We start from the raw sequence: 18,255 nt of genomic DNA on the forward strand, positions 1-18,255 counted from the left end.
CGCGATCTACTCGCCGTGCCGCAGCAGCTCGATGGGTATCTTCGGACAATCCCTGTTCGGAATCTGGCTCTGTTCGAGAATCTGGTCATGATCCCGCGATCACCCCATCATGCCTGGGGCGCCGGACCGTTTCCGTGAAGCGATGAGGTGCGCTAGCCGGTCTTGCCGTGCCGGACAAGGTCCTGGGCAATGGACAGCTGCAGCGCTTCCGCCAACTCTCGCGCAGCGCGATTCTCGGCGTCGATCTGCGCCCGGTATGCGGCGAATTCCTGACGCGGCCTGTCGAAGGACGAGGTGATCGAACGCTTGCCGGATGCGATCACCACGCCGGTCTTCGCATCGGCCAGCGTATAGCTGCCGGTCAGCGTCACGGAACCGGCGGTCGGTTCGTCTTCATCCGTTCCGACCTGCACGAGTGCCGCGGACTCGACCGCTTCGGTCACGCCGAGATTGAGCGAATAGACCGGCGAGGCCGGCTCGCCGGAGCCTCGTCCAAACCCGAAAATCAGATTGTTGCGCACCTGTTGGCCGTAACGCGTATTGACCGGCTTGATGCCGATCAACGCCAGTTCCGCACTGGCACTGGCCTGCGAACCCGACAGTGGCGCGCTCGAATAGAGCGGCCGCACCGTGCAGGCCGAGACAAGCGCGAGCGAACCTATCAGGCCGGCAAGCGCAATGCGGCGCAGCAAATGGTTCAACTCTGTCTTTTCCCGATCAGGCAACGACATTGACGATCCTCTGCGGCACGATGATCACCTTGCGCGGAGCCTTACCTTCAAGTGCTTTCTGCACGAAGTCGAGAGCCAATACCGCTTTTTCGACCGCACCTTGGTCCGCGTCGCGGGCAATTGTCAAATCCCCCCGCTTCTTGCCGTTGACCTGTACCGGATAGGTGACTTCGATGTCGACGACCAGCGCCGGATCGAAGACCGGCCAGGGCCGTTCGGCAACGAGATCGGTGCCGCCAAGCGTCGCCCAGCACTCCTCGGCCAGATGCGGCATGATCGGCGCGATCAGATGCACGAGAATCTCCACCGCCTGCCGACAGGCGCCTTTCAGCGCTGCATCGGCCTTGCCTTCGGCCACCTCGTTGAGCGGCGTGGTCAGCGCGTTGGCCAGTTCGTAGATGCGGGCGATGGCGCGGTTGAAAGCGAGCTTCTCGATATCCTCTCCGACCGCCTTCAGGATCTTGTGCGCGGCCTTGGAAACCAATGCGGCCTCGCCGCTGCTGGCCGCCACGGGCTTGATGCCGGCCAGTGTTTCGGCGGCCGTCGACACCAGGCGCCAGATGCGCTGGATGAAACGATGCGCACCGGCGGCGCCATCGTCGGTCCACTCGACATCGCGCTCGGGAGGAGAATCGGACAGCATGAACCAGCGCGCCGTATCGGCGCCGTAGCCATCGGTGATGTCTTCCGGGCTAACCGTGTTCTTTTTCGATTTCGACATCTTTTCCAGCGGGCCGATGGTGACGGCCTCGCCGGTGGCGATGTCGATGGCGCTGCGCTTGCCGTCGACGTCCTCCAGCCGAACTTCGGTGGGCGCCAGCCAGCGGCCATTCGATGCCGAGCCGACGCGATAGGTTTCGTGCACCACCATGCCTTGCGTGAACAGGCCCTTGAACGGCTCGGCCAGATCGACATGGCCGGCCTCGCGCATGGCGCGGGTGAAGAAGCGCGAATAGAGCAGATGCAGGATCGCGTGCTCGATCCCGCCAATATACTGGTCGACCGGCAGCCATTCGTTGGCCGCCTTGGGATCGGTCGGTTCATGCGCCCACGGCGCGGTGAAGCGGGCAAAGTACCACGACGAATCGACGAACGTGTCCATCGTGTCGGTTTCGCGCCGCGCATCCCTGCCGCATTGCGGACATTTCACATGGCGCCATGTCGGATGCCGGTCGAGCGGATTGCCCGGGCGATCGAAATCGACATCGTCGGGCAGCTTCACCGGCAGGTCCACCTTCGGCACCGGCACCACGCCGCAAGCCTCGCAATGGATCATCGGGATCGGGCAGCCCCAGTAGCGCTGGCGCGAAATGCCCCAGTCGCGCAGGCGGAAATTCACCTTGCGCTCGGCCATCGGCCGGTTGCCGATGGTCTTCTGCTCCAGCAGTTTGGCGACTTCGTCGAAAGCCTGATCCGGCTTCATGCCGTCGAGAAAGCGCGAATTGATCATCACGCCGTTATCGACATAGGCTTCGTCGATGATCTGGAACGTCGCCGGATTCTCGCCTTCCGGCATCACCACCGGAATCACCGGCAGGCCGTATTTGTTGGCGAAGTCGAGGTCGCGCTGGTCGCCGGACGGACAGCCGAAAATGGCGCCGGTGCCGTATTCCATCAGCACGAAATTGGCGACATAGACCGGCAGCGTCCAGTTGTCGTCAAACGGATGGACGACGCGGAGGCCGGTGTCGAAACCCTTCTTCTCAGCTGTCTCCAGCGCCGCCACCGAGGTGCCCATATGGCCTATATCGTCGATGAACTTCGCCAGCGCCGGATTGTGCGCAGCGGCCTTCTTGGCCAACGGATGATCGGCGGCGACAGCCATGAAGGAAGCGCCGAAGATGGTGTCGGGCCTTGTCGTATAGACTTCCAGCTCATGCTCGCCATCAGAGGCGTCGGCCAGAGGCCAACGGATCAGCAGGCCTTCCGAGCGGCCGATCCAGTTCTGCTGCATCAGCTTCACTTTTTCCGGCCATTCGTCGAGGCCGTCGAGCGAATCCAGCAGATCCTGCGCGAAATCGGTGATCTTGAAGAACCACTGCGTCAGTTCGCGCTGTTCGACCAGCGCGCCCGAGCGCCAGCCGCGCCCGTCGATGACCTGCTCGTTGGCGAGCACCGTCATGTCCTCCGGATCCCAGTTGACCTTGGAGGATTTGCGCGTCACCAGCCCCTTCTCGACAAAATCGAGGAACAGCATCTGCTGGCGGTGGTAATAGTCGACGTCACAGGTGGCGAATTCGCGCGCCCAGTCCAGCGACAGCCCCATAACCTTGAGCTGCTCGCGCATGGTGGCGATGTTCTGGTAGGTCCATTCCTTGGGATGGACCTTGTTCTGCATCGCCGCGTTTTCGGCCGGCATGCCGAAGGCGTCCCAGCCCATCGGGTGCAGCACGTTGAAACCCTTGGCCCGCTTGTAGCGCGCCACCACGTCGCCCATCGTGTAATTGCGGGTATGACCGATATGGATGCGCCCCGACGGATAGGGGAACATCTCCAGCACGTAGTATTTCGGGCGCGGATCGTCATTGTGCGCTTCGAACAGCTTCTTGGCGTCCCAGGCCTTCTGCCATTTGGGCTCTGACGCGCGCGGATTGTATCGTTCGGTTGCCATGGGGCGTTTTTCACTTAAAAGCATGCGCGAACTGCGGGCGACGGCTCGGCAGTTCAGGGAATGTGGTCCGGGTGTTCACCATGGTTTGGCAAACCCGTCAACCATATGGGTATCGCGTCTGACAAAAACGCCGGTCAAAACAGCAGGATTTGTATATGGGCGATGCCGTTCAGCAGTTTTTCGCGGTCAAGGCGAAGATCGACGCCGCCGAGCGCGAGGCCGGCCGCGAAACCGGCGCCGTGACGCTGGTCGCAGTCTCAAAGACCTTTGACGCTGCCGACATCGGCCCGGTCATCGAGGCCGGCCAGCGCGTCTTCGGCGAAAACCGGGTGCAGGAGGCGCAAGCCAAATGGCCTGACCTGAAGGACGCATTTCCCGACATCGAACTGCATCTGATCGGCCCGCTGCAATCCAACAAGGCTAGGGAAGCGGTAGCGCTGTTCGACGTCATCGAGACGGTCGATCGCGAGAAGATCGCCGTCGAACTCGCCAAGGAGATCGCCAAACAGGGCCGTGCGCCAAAGCTCTATGTCCAGGTCAACACCGGCTCCGAGCCGCAGAAGGCAGGCATCGAGCCACGCGAGGCAGTGGCGTTCGTCACCCGCTGCCGCGAGGTGCATGGCCTCGCCATCGAGGGCCTGATGTGCATCCCGCCGGCCGACGAGAACCCCGGCCCCCACTTCGCCCTGCTGGAAAAGCTTGGGCAAGAGGCCGGCGTCGCCAGACTGTCGATGGGCATGTCCGGCGATTATGAGACCGCGATCGCCTTCGGCGCCACCAGCGTCCGCGTCGGTTCGGCGATCTTCGGCAGCCGATAGTTCCGATGCACAGCCCGGTCTCTAGTCGCTAAATTCCAACATATTCGATTGGCTGCAGGCCACCACACCTTCGTCATCCTAGGGCGGAGCGACGCGAAGCGGAGCGCAGACCCTAGGATCCATGCCGTGACGACAAGGAAAATGCAGCGGTGCAGAATTCTGTTCCGCTGCATTCTTCGGCAGATGTCGCGGCATGGATCCTCGGGTCTGCGCTGCGTCGCTGCGCTCCTTGCTCCGCCCGTGGATGACGACGAGAGAGATGTTTAGGCCAATCCCCGATGGTTTGCGATCTGCCGCCGAAAGAGGCTATAGATTCTCGCTGCCAATAGCTTCCAACCCATGTCCGGAACTGGCGAACACATCTGTTCGAGCGGAAACCCTGCCATGCTTCAACGGCATCTGGTATATGACTAGCGAAGCCATCTAGCGAGTAGTGCCCTTGAACTGGCATCTTAAGGACGCGAAGAACAATCTGTCGAAACTCGTACGGCAGGCGCGGGAACAAGGGCCACAAACCATCACGGTGCGCGGAAAGCCAACTGCTGTCGTACTCTCCCCCGAGGACTACGACCGACTGGTCGGCGCAACACCTTCGCTTGCGGAATATCTTCTCTCAGGTCCCGTGTGGGATGACGACTTCGTCGAGGAGGTCAATCGCCGCCCGAAGACGAAGATCCGAGTTATAGACTATAATCCGCATACTCATGCGAACCTCGTTCGGTGAATGCAGCGGGCGCTTTTCTGATGGCGGCATTAGATGCGGTGAGGGGTTATAGGCCAACTCGGCGGGCTCGTTGAGCCAGCAATTGGAAACGAAACGTACCGTTCCTATTTGCTTTGCGTCATCACAAACTCTCTGGAGCCGCCATCATGCGCTACAACCAGCTTGGAAATACGGGGATGTTCGTCTCCGAACTGTGCCTCGGCACCATGACCTTCGGCGCCGCCGGTCAGAATGCCCAATGGGGCCTGATCGCCAGCCTCGACCAGAAGGGGGTCAACGAGATCGTTGCCCATTCGCTCGCCGCCGGCGTCAATTTCTTCGATACGGCCGACGTCTACTCCTTTGGCGAATCCGAACGGCTGCTCGGCCAGTCGCTCAGGGATCTCGGTGTGAACAGGCAGAACGTGGTCATCGCCACCAAGGCGCATGGCGCCATGGGCGAAGGCCCCAACCAGCGCGGCTCGTCACGCGGCCACATCATGGACTCGGTCGATGCCAGCTTGGAGCGGCTGCAGCTCGACCATATCGATCTTTACCAGCTGCACGGCACCGACACCGTGACGCCGATCGACGAAACGCTGCGGGCGCTCGACGATCTCGTTGCCAGCGGCAAGGTTCGCTATGTCGGCGTCTCCAACTGGGCGGCATGGCGCATCGCCAAGGCGCTCGGTATCGCCGAGCGCAAGGGCTTTGCCCGTTTCGAGACCGTCCAGTCCTATTATTCGATCGCCGGCCGCGACCTCGAGCGCGAGATCGTGCCGCTGCTCAACGAAGAGAAGCTCGGCCTGATGGTGTGGTCGCCGATGGCCGGTGGCCTGCTCTCCGGCAAATACGGCCCCGGCGTGCCCGGCAATGGCGAAGGCCGCCGCGCGTCCTTCAACTTCCCGCCGGTCAATGAGGACCGTGCCTGGGCGGCCGTTGCCGTCATGCGCGAAATCGCCAAAAAGCATGATGTCAGCGTCGCCACGGTGGCGCTCGGCTATGTCCTGGCCAAGCCCTTCGTGATGAGCGTCATCATCGGCGCCAGCCGCATGGAGCAGCTGGAGCAGAACCTTGCCGCGACTGAAGTGAAGCTCGACAGCGACGATCTGCTTCGTCTCGACGAGGTCAGCGCCCTGCCATCCGAATATCCCGGCTGGATGCTGGAGCGCCAGGCAGCGGGCCGCCGCCCCGCGCCGTTCATGCCGAAAGCATAAATACAGCCCACGCTGACATCCCGGGAGCCGTGGCTCCCGGGATGTCAGCTCAGCCGGACGCTCTCTCCCAGAAAATCGAGAAAGGCACGCACCCGCGCCGGCAGATGCCGGCCCTGGCCGACATAGACGGCGTGGGTGGGCTCCTCGTCGCCGGGATTGAATGCCTCCAGCAGCGGCACCAGCCGGCCGGCCGCGATGTCTTCCGCCACATGCCAGCGAGCCAGCCGGGCGATGCCCGCGCCGGCCAGCGCCATCAGCCGCATCGCCTCGCCATCGCTGACCAGCGTGTTGCCGGTGATGGGAACCATGATGGCGCGGCCGTCCGCGTCGAGGAACGGCCAGCCATCGAGATGCCTGACGAACCCGAAGCCCATGCGGTTATGCCTGTCGAGATCGGCTGGCGTCAGCGGCATGCCCTGCGTCTCGAGGTAGGAAGGTGCTGCAACGACCACCACAGGGCTTTGCCCGAGCTTGCGCGCCACCAGCCGTGACTCACTCAGCGGCCCGGCACGGATAGCGACATCGGCGCGTTCCGCCATCAGGTCGATGACGCTGTCGGTCAGCACCAGATCGACTGAAATCTCGGGGTAGCGTTCGAGGAAGCGTGGCAGAAGCGGGATCAGCCGGTGTACTCCGAAGGGCACGTAGCTGTTGACGCGCAAGCGCCCGCGCGGTGAAGCACCCGCCGCTGCCTCCTGCTCGGCCGCCGCCATGTCGGCGAGGATGCGCAGGCCGCTCTCGTAGAACGCGGTACCTTCCGGCGTCAGTTGCAGCTTTCGCGTCGAGCGGCTGACCAGCCGCGCGCCAAGCCGGGCCTCCAGCCGCGCGATCAGCTTGCTCACCGCCGAAGGCGTCATGCGCAACGCGCGTGCGGCAGAGGAAAAACTGCCTTCCTCGACGACGCGCACGAACACTTCGATCTCGCCGGAGCGATTGATGTCGGGCCTGGCCATTTATGAATCTATTTCACAGAAAATGTGCCCGAGGCAAGTCTGGTTCACAATGCCGGGAAGCACGATCTCAGGGCTCGGGGCGCGGGACGGCGCTCGTCGTCATCGAAGTGGAAACCGCCATGCCTCTTGCTCTCTATGCGCTTGCCGCCGGTGCCTTCGGCATCGGCGTCACCGAATTCGTCATCATGGGTCTGCTGCTTGACGTCAGCAAGGATCTCGGCGTTTCGATCACGGCCGCCGGCCAGCTCATTTCGGGCTATGCGCTCGGCGTCGTCATCGGCGCGCCCCTGCTGACTATCGCCACCGGCAACTGGCCACGCAAGACCGTGCTTCTGGCGCTGATGGCGATCTTCACGCTCGGCAATCTCGCCTGTGCGCTGGCGCCGGACTACTGGACGCTGATGGGCGCCCGCATCATCACCGCCTTTGCCCACGGCACCTTCTTCGGCGTCGGCTCTGTCGTCGCCACCGGGCTGGTCGCACCCAACAGACAAGCCTCGGCGATCGCGCTGATGTTCACCGGCCTGACCATCGCCAACATCCTCGGCGTGCCCTTCGGCACCTGGCTCGGCCAGGCCTTCGGCTGGCGGGCGACCTTCTGGGCGGTGACAGTGGTCGGTGTGGCGGCCTTCGCCGTCATCCTGGCTCTGGTGCCACGCAGCCGGACGGCGCCCGAAAAGAGCGACCTGCGCGCCGATCTCGCCGTTTTGCGCCGCACCCCCGTCCTGCTCGGTCTCGCCACCACCGTGCTCGGCTATGCCGGTGTCTTCGCCGTCTTCACTTATATCGCTCCGTTGCTGACCGAGATCAGCGGCTTCAAGGAAGCGGCCGTATCGCCGATCCTGCTCGTCTTCGGTGGCGGCCTCATTGCCGGCAATTTGCTTGGCGGCAAGGTCGCCGACCGCTGGCTGGTGCCGGCCGTGCTGGGCAGTCTCGTGGTACTGGCCCTGGTGCTTGCCACCATGACCTTCGCCATCCACAGCCAGGTGATGGCCGTGATCTATGTCGGCCTGCTCGGTGCCGCGGCCTTTGCCACCGTGGCGCCGCTGCAGATGTGGGTGCTGGACAAGGCGCAAGGTGCCGGCCAGAGCCTCGCCTCGTCCTTCAACATCGCCGCTTTCAATCTCGGCAACGCCGCAGGCGCCTGGCTTGGTGGCGCGGTGATTGCCAATGGTCTTGGCCTGGGCTCCCTGACCTGGGTCGCCGCGCTGCTGCCGCTCACCGCGCTCGGCGTGGCGGGCCTGGCGCTGCGTCTCGATCGCACCGCCACGCTCGGCGAGCCTGCCCCCATCCGGTCATGACCGTCCTCTGCAAACCCGCTTTCGACACCCTTCATTCCACAGGAGTAAAAAGATGGACTATCGACGTCTCGGTGCATCGGGCCTGAAAGTGCCCGCACTCTCATTCGGCGCGGGAACCTTTGGCGGTTCCGGCCCGCTGTTCGGCGCCTGGGGCAACAGCGATGCCAGGGAAGCGCGGCGGCTGATCGACATTTGCCTGGAGGCCGGCGTCAATCTGTTCGATACTGCCGACGTCTATTCGAACGGCGCCTCGGAAGAGGTGCTTGGCGAAGCGATAAAAGGCCGCCGCGATGCCGTCCTGATATCGACCAAGACCGCGCTGCCTATGGGCGACGGCCCCGCTGACTATGGCTCTTCCCGGTCGCGGTTGATCAAGTCGGTGGACGCCGCGCTGAAGCGCCTCGGCACTGACTATATCGACCTGTTGCAGCTGCACGCTTTCGATGCCGGGACGCCGATCGAGGAGGTCTTGTCGACGCTGGACGAACTCGTGCGCGCCGGCAAGCTGCGCTATGTCGGCGTCTCCAATTTCTCCGGCTGGCAAGTGATGAAGTCGTTGGCGCAAGCCGACAGTCAAGGCTATCCGCGCTATGTCGCGCATCAGGTCTACTATTCGCTGGTCGGCCGCGACTATGAATGGGAGCTGATGCCGCTCGGCCTCGACCAGGGCGTTGGCGCGCTCGTGTGGAGCCCGCTTGGCTGGGGCCGCCTGACCGGCAAGATCCGCCGTGGCCAGCCCTTGCCGGAAAAGAGCCGGCTGCACGACACGGCAAGCTTCGGACCGCCGGTGGAGGACGAGCATCTCTATCGGGTGATGGATGCGCTCGATGCGGTGGCGCAGGAAACCGGCAAGACCGTGCCGCAGATCGCAATCAACTGGCTCCTGCAGCGCCCGACCGTGTCGTCGGTCATCATCGGCGCCCGCAACGAGGAGCAGTTGCGCCAGAACCTCGGCGCCGTCGGCTGGACCTTGACGCCGGAGCAGATCGGGAAACTCGACGCCGCAAGCGAAGTCACCGCGCCCTACCCGTACTTCCCGTATCGGCGGCAGGAAGGCTTTGCCCGGCTCAACCCGCCGGCTGTGTGAGCGGCTGACTTGGCGGAAACGCTTGCAGTTGGCCGCCGTCTCACAGGTTCGTCATCCTAGGGCGAAGCAGGAGCGCAGCTCCGTGGCGGAGACCCTAGGATGACGAAGCGATGGGCGTTTCCGCCAATCACTGGCTACTTGTTCTCAGTGCAGCACGAACTCACCATCCACCTTGCGCCATTCATTCGGCGCGATCAGCTTCTGGTGGGTGTAGCTGATCGAATGCAGCGGCCCGTCCAGCTTGGCCTTCCAGAATTCGATGAACTTGATCAGCACCGGAAACTTCGGCGCCAGATCGTAGTCCTGCCAGATGAAGCTCTGCAGCAGATGCGGGTGATCGGGAAAGTGATAAAGAATCTTGGCCGTGGTCAAGCCATAGCCTTTGAGCATCAGGTCCATTTCGGCATGGTCGCGCATTACGGTCCCCAGGTTGATTCGCCTGTCCTCCCACGGCTGATTGTGCGCGCCGCTGATTAATCGTCTATTGATTTTTTCTTCATCTGAACCGGCTTTAGCATGCGAAAACATGCAGTTAGCAGCGCACTTGGCCGAGTGCTGACAGCCTCGGGAAAGCCACCTGCGGCATCCCGCCGCGCGAATCCAACGTCTAATGTTGCCGTAACGGCGGAACTGGTAATAATGCCGCCGAATTCGCGGCCCTGTCGCTGCGATCCCGCCGGCATTTCAAGCCGGCGATTGGTTCGGGAGGAAAGTCAGGAATGTCCGAGGTTCATGTCCATCGCGTCCAGCCGGCGTGGACGAAAAACGCGCTGATCGACAATGACACCTACCTGAAATGGTATGCCGACAGCGTCAAGAACCCGGACAAATTCTGGGGCAAGCACGGCAAGCGCATCGACTGGTTCAAGCCCTTCAGCAAGGTCAAGAACACCTCCTTCGACGGCAAGGTCTCGATCAAATGGTTCGAGGACGGACTGACCAACGTTTCCTACAACTGCATCGACCGGCACCTGAAGAAGCGCGGCAACCAGACCGCCATCATCTGGGAAGGCGACAATCCCTACGATGACAAGAAGGTCACCTATAACGAGCTCTACGAGCATGTCTGCCGGCTCGCCAATGTGATGAAGAAACACGGCGTCAAGAAAGGCGACCGCGTCACCATCTACATGCCGATGATCCCGGAGGCCGCCTATGCGATGCTGGCCTGCACGCGTATCGGCGCCGTCCATTCGATCGTCTTCGGCGGTTTCTCGCCGGATGCGCTGGCCGGCCGCATCGACGACTGCAAGTCGACCTTCGTCATCACGGCCGATGAAGGCCTGCGCGGCGGCAAGCCGATCCCTTTGAAGGAAAACACCGACAAGGCGATCGAGATCGCCGCGAAAGCCGGGACGAAAGTCGAAAAGGTGGTGGTCGTGCGCCGCACCGGCGGCAAGACCGGCTGGGTTTCAGGCCGCGACGTCTGGTACCACGACGAGGTCGCGACGGTGAAAGCCGAATGCAAGCCCGAGAAGATGAAGGCCGAGGACCCGCTGTTCATTCTCTACACGTCGGGTTCGACCGGCAAGCCGAAGGGCGTGCTGCACACCACCGCCGGCTATCTCGTCTACGTCTCGATGACCCACCAATATGTCTTCGATTACCATGACGGCGACATCTACTGGTGCACCGCCGATGTCGGCTGGGTCACCGGCCACAGCTACATCGTCTACGGCCCGCTCGCCAACGGCGCCACCACGCTGATGTTCGAAGGCGTGCCGAATTATCCGTCGCAGTCGCGCTTCTGGGAAGTCATCGACAAGCACAAGGTCAACATCTTCTACACCGCGCCGACGGCGCTGCGCGCGCTGATGGGCGCCGGCGACGCGCATGTCGCCAAGACATCGCGCAAGTCGCTGCGCGTACTGGGTTCGGTCGGCGAACCGATCAATCCGGAAGCCTGGGAGTGGTATTTCAACATCGTCGGCAACGGCAAGGTGCCGATCGTCGACACCTGGTGGCAGACCGAGACCGGCGGCATCCTGATCACGCCGCTGCCCGGCGCCACCGACCTCAAGGCGGGATCGGCGACGCGGCCCTTCTTCGGGGTCAAGCCGCAGCTGGTCGACGGCGAGGGCAAGGTTCTGGAAGGGGCGGCCGACGGCAATCTGTGCATCACCGATTCCTGGCCGGGCCAGATGCGCACCGTCTATGGCGACCACGACCGCTTCGTGCAGACCTATTTTTCGACCTATAAGGGCAAGTATTTCACCGGTGACGGCTGCCGCCGTGACGCCGACGGCTATTACTGGATCACCGGCCGCGTCGACGACGTCATCAACGTCTCCGGCCATCGCATGGGCACGGCCGAGGTCGAATCCGCACTGGTCAGCCACGACAAGGTTTCGGAAGCCGCCGTCGTCGGCTATCCGCACGACATCAAGGGACAGGGCATCTACTGCTACGTCACGCTGATGGCCGGCGAGCAGCCGAGCGAGGAGCTGCGCAAGGAGCTGGTCGCCCATGTCCGCAAGGAGATCGGCGCCATCGCTTCGCCCGACAAGCTCCAGTTCGCGCCCGGCCTTCCGAAGACGCGTTCCGGCAAGATCATGCGCCGCATCCTGCGTAAGATTGCCGAGGACGATTTTTCAGCGCTCGGCGATACCTCGACGCTCGCCGATCCGGCCGTCGTCGATGATTTGGTCGCCAACCGGCAAAACAAGAAGAGCTGATGCAGGCAGCGCTTGGCATTGTCAGTGAGCTTTGGCGCTATCCGGCGAGTTCGCTTGCCGGCGAGCGTCGCGAAACAATCTCGGTCGATATCGAGAGCATCGAGGGCGACCGTATGTTCGGCCTTGTCGACAAGTCCGACAATGAGATCGCCCGACCGGACCGCGACCCGAAATGGCACAAGGTGCCGCGCATCCGCACCCGGCTGTCGCCTGCCCTGGAACTCGAGATTGCCGTTCCCGAGGGCAACTGGCTGGCTGCGCCAAGTATCGAGAGCGACCGCGCAGTGTCGGCCTATCTCGGCTTCGAGGCCTCAATCCGGCCGTTTCGCCGCGAGAATGCCGCGCCTGGCTATTCCGGCCCGCTGACCGCGGAGCGCTACCGCAAGGCGCCCATCCATCTGTTGACCACCGCCTCGCTGGCACGCCTGAAGGCGTTGCATCCAGAGGGCGCCACCGACCCACGCCGCTTCCGCCCCAACATCGTCGTCGACATGGCGGCCATCGAAGGCTCGTTTCCCGAAACGGAATGGATCGGCCGCAAGCTGGCGATCGGCGACTTGGAGTTGACCATCTCCGAACCCTGCCGCCGCTGCGGTTTCACCATCATCGCCCAGGATGGCTTCGACCATGATCCGGCGATCCTGCGCAACCTGGTCCGCCATAACGCCCACAATCTCGGCGTCTATTGCACGGTCGACCGGCCGGCGCGCGTCGAAACCGGCGACGCGATGCGCTTCCTGTAAGCTATCGATACAGATCCGCCCGCGTCGGCGGCAGGCCGCTTGGACCACGCGCGCGCTTGGTCACGACGGTCTGGAAAATCTGCGCCGAGGCGCGTTCGAAGGTGATCGAACAGCCCGTCAGGTAAAGCAGCCATAGCCGTGCCTTGGCTTCGCCCACCTCGGCGATTGCCTCGTCGAACCTTTCGTGCAGCCGCTCCGCCCACAGTCTGCAGGTGCGGGCATAGTGCTCGCGCAGGTTCTCGACATCGTAGACGAGAAAACCATGCGCCTCGAGATTACCTGTTGTCATGCCGATCGTGTCGAGTTCGCCGCCGGGGAAGATGTATTTGAGCAGCGCCTTGTACTCCGGCCCCTTGCGCAGCGTCTTCTTCAATTCGCCCTTGCTGCGCCGGGTGATGGCGTGGTGCAGATAGATGCCGCCCGGCTTCAGCAGGCGATGAATGGTCTTGAAATAGGTGGCGTGGTTGGCGAGCCCGAGATGTTCGAACATGCCGATCGACGAGATCTTGTCGAACGAGCCGGTGAGTTCGGCATAGGATTTGATCTCGATGGTGATGCGGTCCTCCAGCCCTTCGGCGCGGATGCGTTCGCGGGCAAGATCGGTCTGCGCCTGCGACAGCGAGACACCGTGGCCGATAACACCATAGTTCTTCGCGGCATGGATGAGCATCGCTCCCCAGCCACAGCCGATGTCGAGCAGTCGTTCGCCAGGCTTCAGCCGGAGCTTGCGACAGATATGGTCGAGCTTGTCGATCTGTGCTTGATCGATGCCATTGGCGAAATCCTTGAAGTAGCCGCAGCTGTAGACCATGCGCTCGTCGAGGAAGAGCCGGTAGAAGGCGTTCGAAATGTCGTAGTGATGCTGGATCGCCTCCTGGCTCGAACCGCTGACATAAGGATTGCGCCCCGACAGATCGGTCCGCGCCGTCATCTGCTTGCGCGCCAAAAGCACGGAAGGCAGGTCGCGCAGGATCGCCATTTTCGGCAGCGATTTGAGCTTGGTTCTGAGCTTGCCTTGCGATGGCAGGGCGTAGAAGTCGAAAATCGTCCCGTCTTCGATGTCGATCGTTTTGGAAATCCACATCTCGATCAGCGTCGACAGGGACGGTCGCTTCACGATCTGCCAGACGATGTCCTGGTCGTTGATGGTGAGCACCGGACCCGTGGCGGGGCCGATCCGCTCTCCGGTCCATAGCCTGACGGCAAATCCCGGTTTCAATGTTTCGATCACCGTTCGAACGATGCGAGCGGCCTTTTCGGCTGCCTCCATGCGATTCCTCCGAATGCCGACCCCCGGAGCGGAAGTTTGCCCGGCCTGCCTGGCAACCGCAAGCCGGCTCGCACCAGGCCCGCCCGTAGGCTAATTTCAGACCCGCACCTTGTCTTTTGCTGCAATGCACCCCATCATGAGTATGTGTTCAACAAATCGAAAGGAGGTGATCCGATGTCGAGTGATTTCGTTTTCCAGAACGTGGCCTCAGCGGATTGCACTTTCGGGAAGCAGTCTTCCCGTTAAGGCGCGAAATGCGCGGCAGGTGACCCGATAGGTCGCCGCCATGGGCCGCGCCACGGACGGAAACACGGAAGGCCGCCGGCTTCGAAAGAAGCGGCGGCCTTTTCCGTTTGCGGACTACTGGGTCAATGCGACCTTTTCGGTGTTGCGAATGATCTCCTGAAAGGCATCGTCCAATTCGGCTCCGGTGGACACGTCGAAGAAATGCCTCTTGGCGGCGGAGGTATCCTTCGACGAACAGTCCTTCAGCACCGCCTTTGCCTGGTCCCGCTCGGTTGCCGACATGTCGTTGTCGTCCAGATCGAAGCCAATGGTGAAAATCTCGATGCCATCATTTTTCATGTTTTCGCACAGCGTTTCGGCGTTGCCGCGCGCAAGGTTGCCCTGGCTGTTGTACCTGTCCCCAGCCCCGGCGAAGGCGGTATTGAACTGGCCATCGGTCATCAGGATCGCGACCTTGGCGATCTTCTTCGGATCGGCATCCGAGGCGCCTTTGCCGAGACCGGCGTTCCTGATTGCAGTGCGCCATTGCGGCGACAGCATATAATAGGTCCACTGAATGGCGATCGCGCCGGCCGTGTAGCCATCGGCCTGGAAGTCCTCGATCGATTCAAGCAATGCATCGGAGTCGGCGGTCAGCGGGATCACTTCCGCATCAGGGCACCTGTTCATATCTCCGCCGAGATGATCGTCCCGGTTGACCAGGGCATAGTATTTCTTGCCGTTCCTGTCGGTGCGAACAGTGTCTGGGCCGTCGGCGCTCATATCCGCGTTGCCGTTCTTGTCCTTGCGCTCGGTGGCGCAATTGTCCGGGCGTGGCATCGCCGCGCCGACAATGGAGATGTAGTCGCTGAAGGACGGCAGCAGATTTTTGCCCGTCTTGGCGACGAGAAGCGGACTGCCGGCGACGGGTGGCAGCTCAGAGCTGCCTTGCTTCTCGGCATAGAGGTTTTCCGCCAGCTTGCCGGCGTTGACGCCAGACGCGTAAGGCACAATCGCTACGCGGATGCGGGGGTTCTGCGGATCCTGCTTCTGCAGCATCGTCAGAACAGCATTTTTTGCAGCAGCTTTCAGATCGCCGATCTTGTCGACCTTGCCGCGCTTGGCCATCGATCCCGTTATGTCCAGCATCATTGCCACTTCGACGGTCTTGTCCGAATAGAGCGCCGTTGTGGAAGCGGTGACGCGTTTCATGTCGCCCGTGCCAAAAATCGGAAAGTACAGCGCGACATCGATATGGGCGTCGGCCTGAACCGTCTTGGCAGTCCTGTTGACGATCAGCCTGTCGAGCACGATCTGGTCGGCCTGCAGAATGCCTGCTTGGCTGTTGGCGTCGAGAAAGGCCTGCACCGAATTGTCGGCATCGGCTTCCTTGATGACGCCGGTCGTCAGGTCGCGTGCCGTCGACGTGACCGCGGCGTCGACCACGCCTTGGAGGCTCGATCTGGCATTGTAGAGCTGCGATACGTTGACCGAGAAGCCCGCTGCCAGCGCCAAGACCGAGGCGCTAAGGCCGAACAGGACCGCGAAATTTCCACCGCGATCCCTGGCGAAGCCGCCGACCGCGTGAACAAGACCCCCGTAATTCCGCATCCTACAGCCTCCACTCGCCTCGGCCTCGTCGCCGCGGAAAGGGCAATGCAGGATTCCCGCCGGATGTCGCCTTGGCCTGGCGGAGAGCTCGCCTTCCAACAGCAAGTCGTTGTTTTTGTTGAGTTTTGGAACCCGCAAAGGTGAACGGTTGGTAAACGGGAACGCGCCGTGGCGCTCGCGTTTACCGGCCGCTTACCATGATCTGGCCCAAGGCATCGCGACGCCATCGACGGCGTCCTGTTGCGGCACAAGCTCACTGTGCCGAAGCGGACCATGTGTCCCGAAAGTTGCGCCTGGAAAGAACCTCGCTGCCACCCTGTCGCATCGGTAGGCGTCGCGATTACGCCAGCATCTGTGCGCTGACGGTCCTGTCGATGCCGTGGTAGGGCGGGTTGAACAGATTGCCTTCCTGTTCATAGGTCCACACCTTGAACAGGCTGAGCCGGTGGGGGCCGAAACTGTGCAGCAGCGGCACGTCGGTGGCGTCGCGGCCGCGGGCGATGACGATACGGCCGATTCTGGGCGTGTTGTGGCGAGGATCGAACGTGTACCATTTGCCGTCGAGGAACACTTCCAGCCACGCCGAGAAGTCCATCGGCGCCGGATCGGCTGGCACGCCGATATCGCCGAGATAGCCGTTCACGTAGCGTGCCGGAATATTCATGCAGCGGCAAAGCGCGATCGCCAGATGGGCGAAGTCACGGCAGACCCCGACGCGCTCCTCATGCGCCTGCGCCGCGGTGCGGGTCGAGCGCGCATAGCCATAGCCGAACGACAGCCGGTTGTGGACATAGTCGACGATCGCCTGCACGCGCGCCCAGCCGGACGGGATGTCACCGAAGAGCTGCCAGGCCAGGCTGCTCAGATGATCCGTCTCGCAATAGCGGCTGCCCAGGAGATAACCGAGAACTTCGTCGGGCAGATCCGCCACCGGCACTTCCCTGGCCAGGGTGTTTACCTCGTCCGTCTCGCCGCTGTCCTCTACGACCGCGTCGTACAGGATGCGAAAACCACCGGCGGGCGCTGTGAAGCGCCGGCAGGCATTGCCATGCAGATCGTGGTACAGTCTTGTCGGCACCGCGGGCGAGGTCAGCACCCGCGTCTGCCGCTTGATGTCGCCCTGCCTGTCCCGATGGATCTCGAGCACTGAAATCACCGGCGTGGCGGCTACGCATTCGATGGCGATTTCGTAGCCGAGCCGGATCAGCACCGTTGGTCCCCCTTCGATCGTTGTTGTGAGAAGCAGTCCTTCCCAAACGCCCGGAGGATATCGTGGTTCCCTGGGCCGATCGAAAAGCACGCCCCCGTGTCTTCCCCTGCCGCAGTCGAGACGTTAGGTTCGGCCACCCGACCAAGCGCCTCCCCGGACTCAAGGAAAATCATGTATTCAGGCAGAAAATTCGCGGCCTTCCTCTTCGACATGGACGGCACGCTCATCAATTCCATCGCCTCGGCGGAACGGGTGTGGAGCAATTGGGCTCTCCGCCAGGGGCTCGACGTCGCCGCCTTCCTGCCGACGATCCATGGCGTGCGCGCGATCGAGACCATCACCGGCCTGGCACTGCCGGGCGTCGACCCGGCATACGAGGCTGATCTGCTGCTGAAGGCCGAGGCGGCCGATCTCGATGGCATTATCCAGATCTCAGGCGCCGTGGCATTTCTCGATTCGCTGCCGCCCGAACGCTGGGCGATCGTAACCTCCGCCCCACGTGAGCTGGCGCTGTTGCGCATGAAGGCCGCCGGCATCCCCGTCCCGGCCATCATCGTCGCGGCGGAAGATGTCTCCCGCGGCAAGCCGGCGCCCGATTGCTTCCGGCTTGGCGCGGAACGGCTCGGCTTCGACGCGCGCGATTGCCTCGTCTTCGAGGATGCTCCAGCTGGCATCGCGGCAGCCGAAGCGGCGGGCGCGGCGGTCATGGTCATCAGCGCCACGCACAAGCACCCCTTGCCAACGCAACATGCCGCGATCGCAGGCTACGACATGGTCGGCATCACCGTCGACGAGCGTGGCTGGATCGCGCTCGAGCCGCAGCGCAACGCCGCCTAGGCGGCATCTAGAAATCGCTGGTGAGGCCCTTTACCTCCCAGTCGCCGTAGCGCCCTGGCTCCTTGCCGCCGCGGCCGCCGATCTCCTTCGGCAGCGCGGCCTCCTTTTCGCGGTAGTCTTCCCGCCGCGCTGCGGCCTCGGCCAACGCACGGCGTGCGGCCGGCGTTAGCTCTCTCTGCGATGCCGCTTCGACAGAAGCGGCGCCTGTTTTACTGATTTCGTCGGTCATGCGATAATCTCGGCAGATTGAGCCCAGTCAATTG

16 protein-coding genes are annotated in these 18,255 nt (G+C 62.7%); 8 read left to right on the forward strand and 8 right to left on the reverse strand.

Annotated elements, in window-relative coordinates; genetic code table 11:
* Positions 1-152 precede the first annotated feature (152 nt).
* Together lptE and leuS are read right to left on the reverse strand one after the other, a co-directional pair.
* Positions 153-731 carry an LPS assembly lipoprotein LptE gene (gene lptE / locus AC0L24_RS19790; RefSeq protein WP_127808803.1) on the reverse strand — a complete coding sequence of 193 codons (579 nt, stop codon included), beginning with the start codon at positions 729-731 and terminating at the stop codon, positions 153-155.
* Positions 718-3,342: a leucine--tRNA ligase gene (gene leuS, locus AC0L24_RS19795; protein ID WP_127808802.1), complete on the reverse strand. Its 2,625-nt coding sequence runs from the start codon at positions 3,340-3,342 to the stop codon at positions 718-720. The genes lptE and leuS overlap by 14 nt, the downstream gene beginning before the upstream one ends.
* 155 nt (positions 3,343-3,497) lie before the next feature.
* Here leuS and AC0L24_RS19800 point away from each other — a divergent pair, with 155 nt between their 5' ends.
* The 3 genes from AC0L24_RS19800 to AC0L24_RS19810 all read left to right on the forward strand — a co-directional run bounded on the left by AC0L24_RS19800 (position 3,498) and on the right by AC0L24_RS19810 (position 6,080).
* On the forward strand, positions 3,498-4,160 hold the full coding sequence (locus AC0L24_RS19800) for a YggS family pyridoxal phosphate-dependent enzyme (RefSeq protein WP_473564081.1): 663 nt from the start codon (positions 3,498-3,500) through the stop codon (positions 4,158-4,160).
* Positions 4,161-4,599: 439 nt separating this feature from the next.
* The gene (locus AC0L24_RS19805) at positions 4,600-4,884 is read left to right on the forward strand and encodes a type II toxin-antitoxin system Phd/YefM family antitoxin (RefSeq protein ID WP_473564082.1); all 285 of its coding nucleotides are present in this window, start codon (positions 4,600-4,602) and stop codon (positions 4,882-4,884) included.
* Positions 4,885-5,030: 146 nt separating this feature from the next.
* Positions 5,031-6,080, forward strand: a complete 1,050-nt coding sequence (locus AC0L24_RS19810) for an aldo/keto reductase (protein WP_473564083.1) — start codon at positions 5,031-5,033, stop codon at positions 6,078-6,080.
* 44 nt (positions 6,081-6,124) lie between these two features.
* Here AC0L24_RS19810 and AC0L24_RS19815 read toward each other — a convergent pair whose 3' ends face one another.
* Positions 6,125-7,033 (reverse strand): LysR family transcriptional regulator, encoded by a 909-nt coding sequence (locus AC0L24_RS19815; protein WP_127808799.1) that lies wholly within the window; start codon positions 7,031-7,033, stop codon positions 6,125-6,127.
* 119 nt (positions 7,034-7,152) lie between these two features.
* Between AC0L24_RS19815 and AC0L24_RS19820 the strand changes: the two genes are divergently transcribed.
* Both AC0L24_RS19820 and AC0L24_RS19825 read left to right on the forward strand, forming a co-directional pair.
* Positions 7,153-8,334, forward strand: coding sequence for an MFS transporter (locus AC0L24_RS19820; RefSeq protein ID WP_127808798.1), 1,182 nt, complete (start codon positions 7,153-7,155; stop codon positions 8,332-8,334).
* A gap of 52 nt (positions 8,335-8,386) precedes the next feature.
* Positions 8,387-9,421: an aldo/keto reductase gene (locus AC0L24_RS19825; protein ID WP_127808797.1), complete on the forward strand. Its 1,035-nt coding sequence runs from the start codon at positions 8,387-8,389 to the stop codon at positions 9,419-9,421.
* Between the two features lie 144 nt (positions 9,422-9,565).
* Here the strand turns inward: AC0L24_RS19825 and AC0L24_RS19830 are convergent, their stop codons facing one another.
* Positions 9,566-9,838 carry an usg protein gene (locus AC0L24_RS19830; protein WP_013529022.1) on the reverse strand — a complete coding sequence of 91 codons (273 nt, stop codon included), beginning with the start codon at positions 9,836-9,838 and terminating at the stop codon, positions 9,566-9,568.
* A 302-nt stretch (positions 9,839-10,140) separates the two neighbouring features.
* Here AC0L24_RS19830 and acs point away from each other — a divergent pair, with 302 nt between their 5' ends.
* Both acs and AC0L24_RS19840 read left to right on the forward strand, forming a co-directional pair.
* Positions 10,141-12,096, forward strand: coding sequence for an acetate--CoA ligase (gene acs, locus AC0L24_RS19835; protein ID WP_127808796.1), 1,956 nt, complete (start codon positions 10,141-10,143; stop codon positions 12,094-12,096).
* The gene (locus AC0L24_RS19840) at positions 12,096-12,839 is read left to right on the forward strand and encodes an MOSC domain-containing protein (RefSeq protein ID WP_127808795.1); all 744 of its coding nucleotides are present in this window, start codon (positions 12,096-12,098) and stop codon (positions 12,837-12,839) included. Before acs ends, AC0L24_RS19840 begins: the two co-directional genes overlap by 1 nt.
* 1 nt (position 12,840) lies before the next feature.
* Here AC0L24_RS19840 and AC0L24_RS19845 read toward each other — a convergent pair whose 3' ends face one another.
* The 3 genes from AC0L24_RS19845 to AC0L24_RS19855 all read right to left on the reverse strand — a co-directional run bounded on the left by AC0L24_RS19845 (position 12,841) and on the right by AC0L24_RS19855 (position 17,155).
* Positions 12,841-14,109 (reverse strand): SAM-dependent methyltransferase, encoded by a 1,269-nt coding sequence (locus tag AC0L24_RS19845; protein WP_127397484.1) that lies wholly within the window; start codon positions 14,107-14,109, stop codon positions 12,841-12,843.
* Positions 14,110-14,469: 360 nt separating this feature from the next.
* The gene (locus tag AC0L24_RS19850; protein ID WP_127808794.1) at positions 14,470-15,945 is read right to left on the reverse strand and encodes a TadE/TadG family type IV pilus assembly protein; all 1,476 of its coding nucleotides are present in this window, start codon (positions 15,943-15,945) and stop codon (positions 14,470-14,472) included.
* A gap of 340 nt (positions 15,946-16,285) precedes the next feature.
* On the reverse strand, positions 16,286-17,155 hold the full coding sequence (locus AC0L24_RS19855) for a transglutaminase-like domain-containing protein (protein WP_127397486.1): 870 nt from the start codon (positions 17,153-17,155) through the stop codon (positions 16,286-16,288).
* Positions 17,156-17,326: 171 nt separating this feature from the next.
* Between AC0L24_RS19855 and AC0L24_RS19860 the strand changes: the two genes are divergently transcribed.
* Complete coding sequence (locus AC0L24_RS19860; protein WP_127301864.1) at positions 17,327-17,992, forward strand: HAD-IA family hydrolase; 666 nt, start codon at positions 17,327-17,329, stop codon at positions 17,990-17,992.
* A gap of 7 nt (positions 17,993-17,999) precedes the next feature.
* Here AC0L24_RS19860 and AC0L24_RS19865 read toward each other — a convergent pair whose 3' ends face one another.
* A complete protein-coding gene (locus AC0L24_RS19865; protein ID WP_127808793.1) occupies positions 18,000-18,221 on the reverse strand; it encodes a DUF1674 domain-containing protein in 222 nt (73 codons plus the stop codon).
* Between the last annotated feature and the right edge of the window lie 34 nt (positions 18,222-18,255).

It is taken from the genome of Mesorhizobium sp. WSM4809 (genome assembly GCF_055811655.1).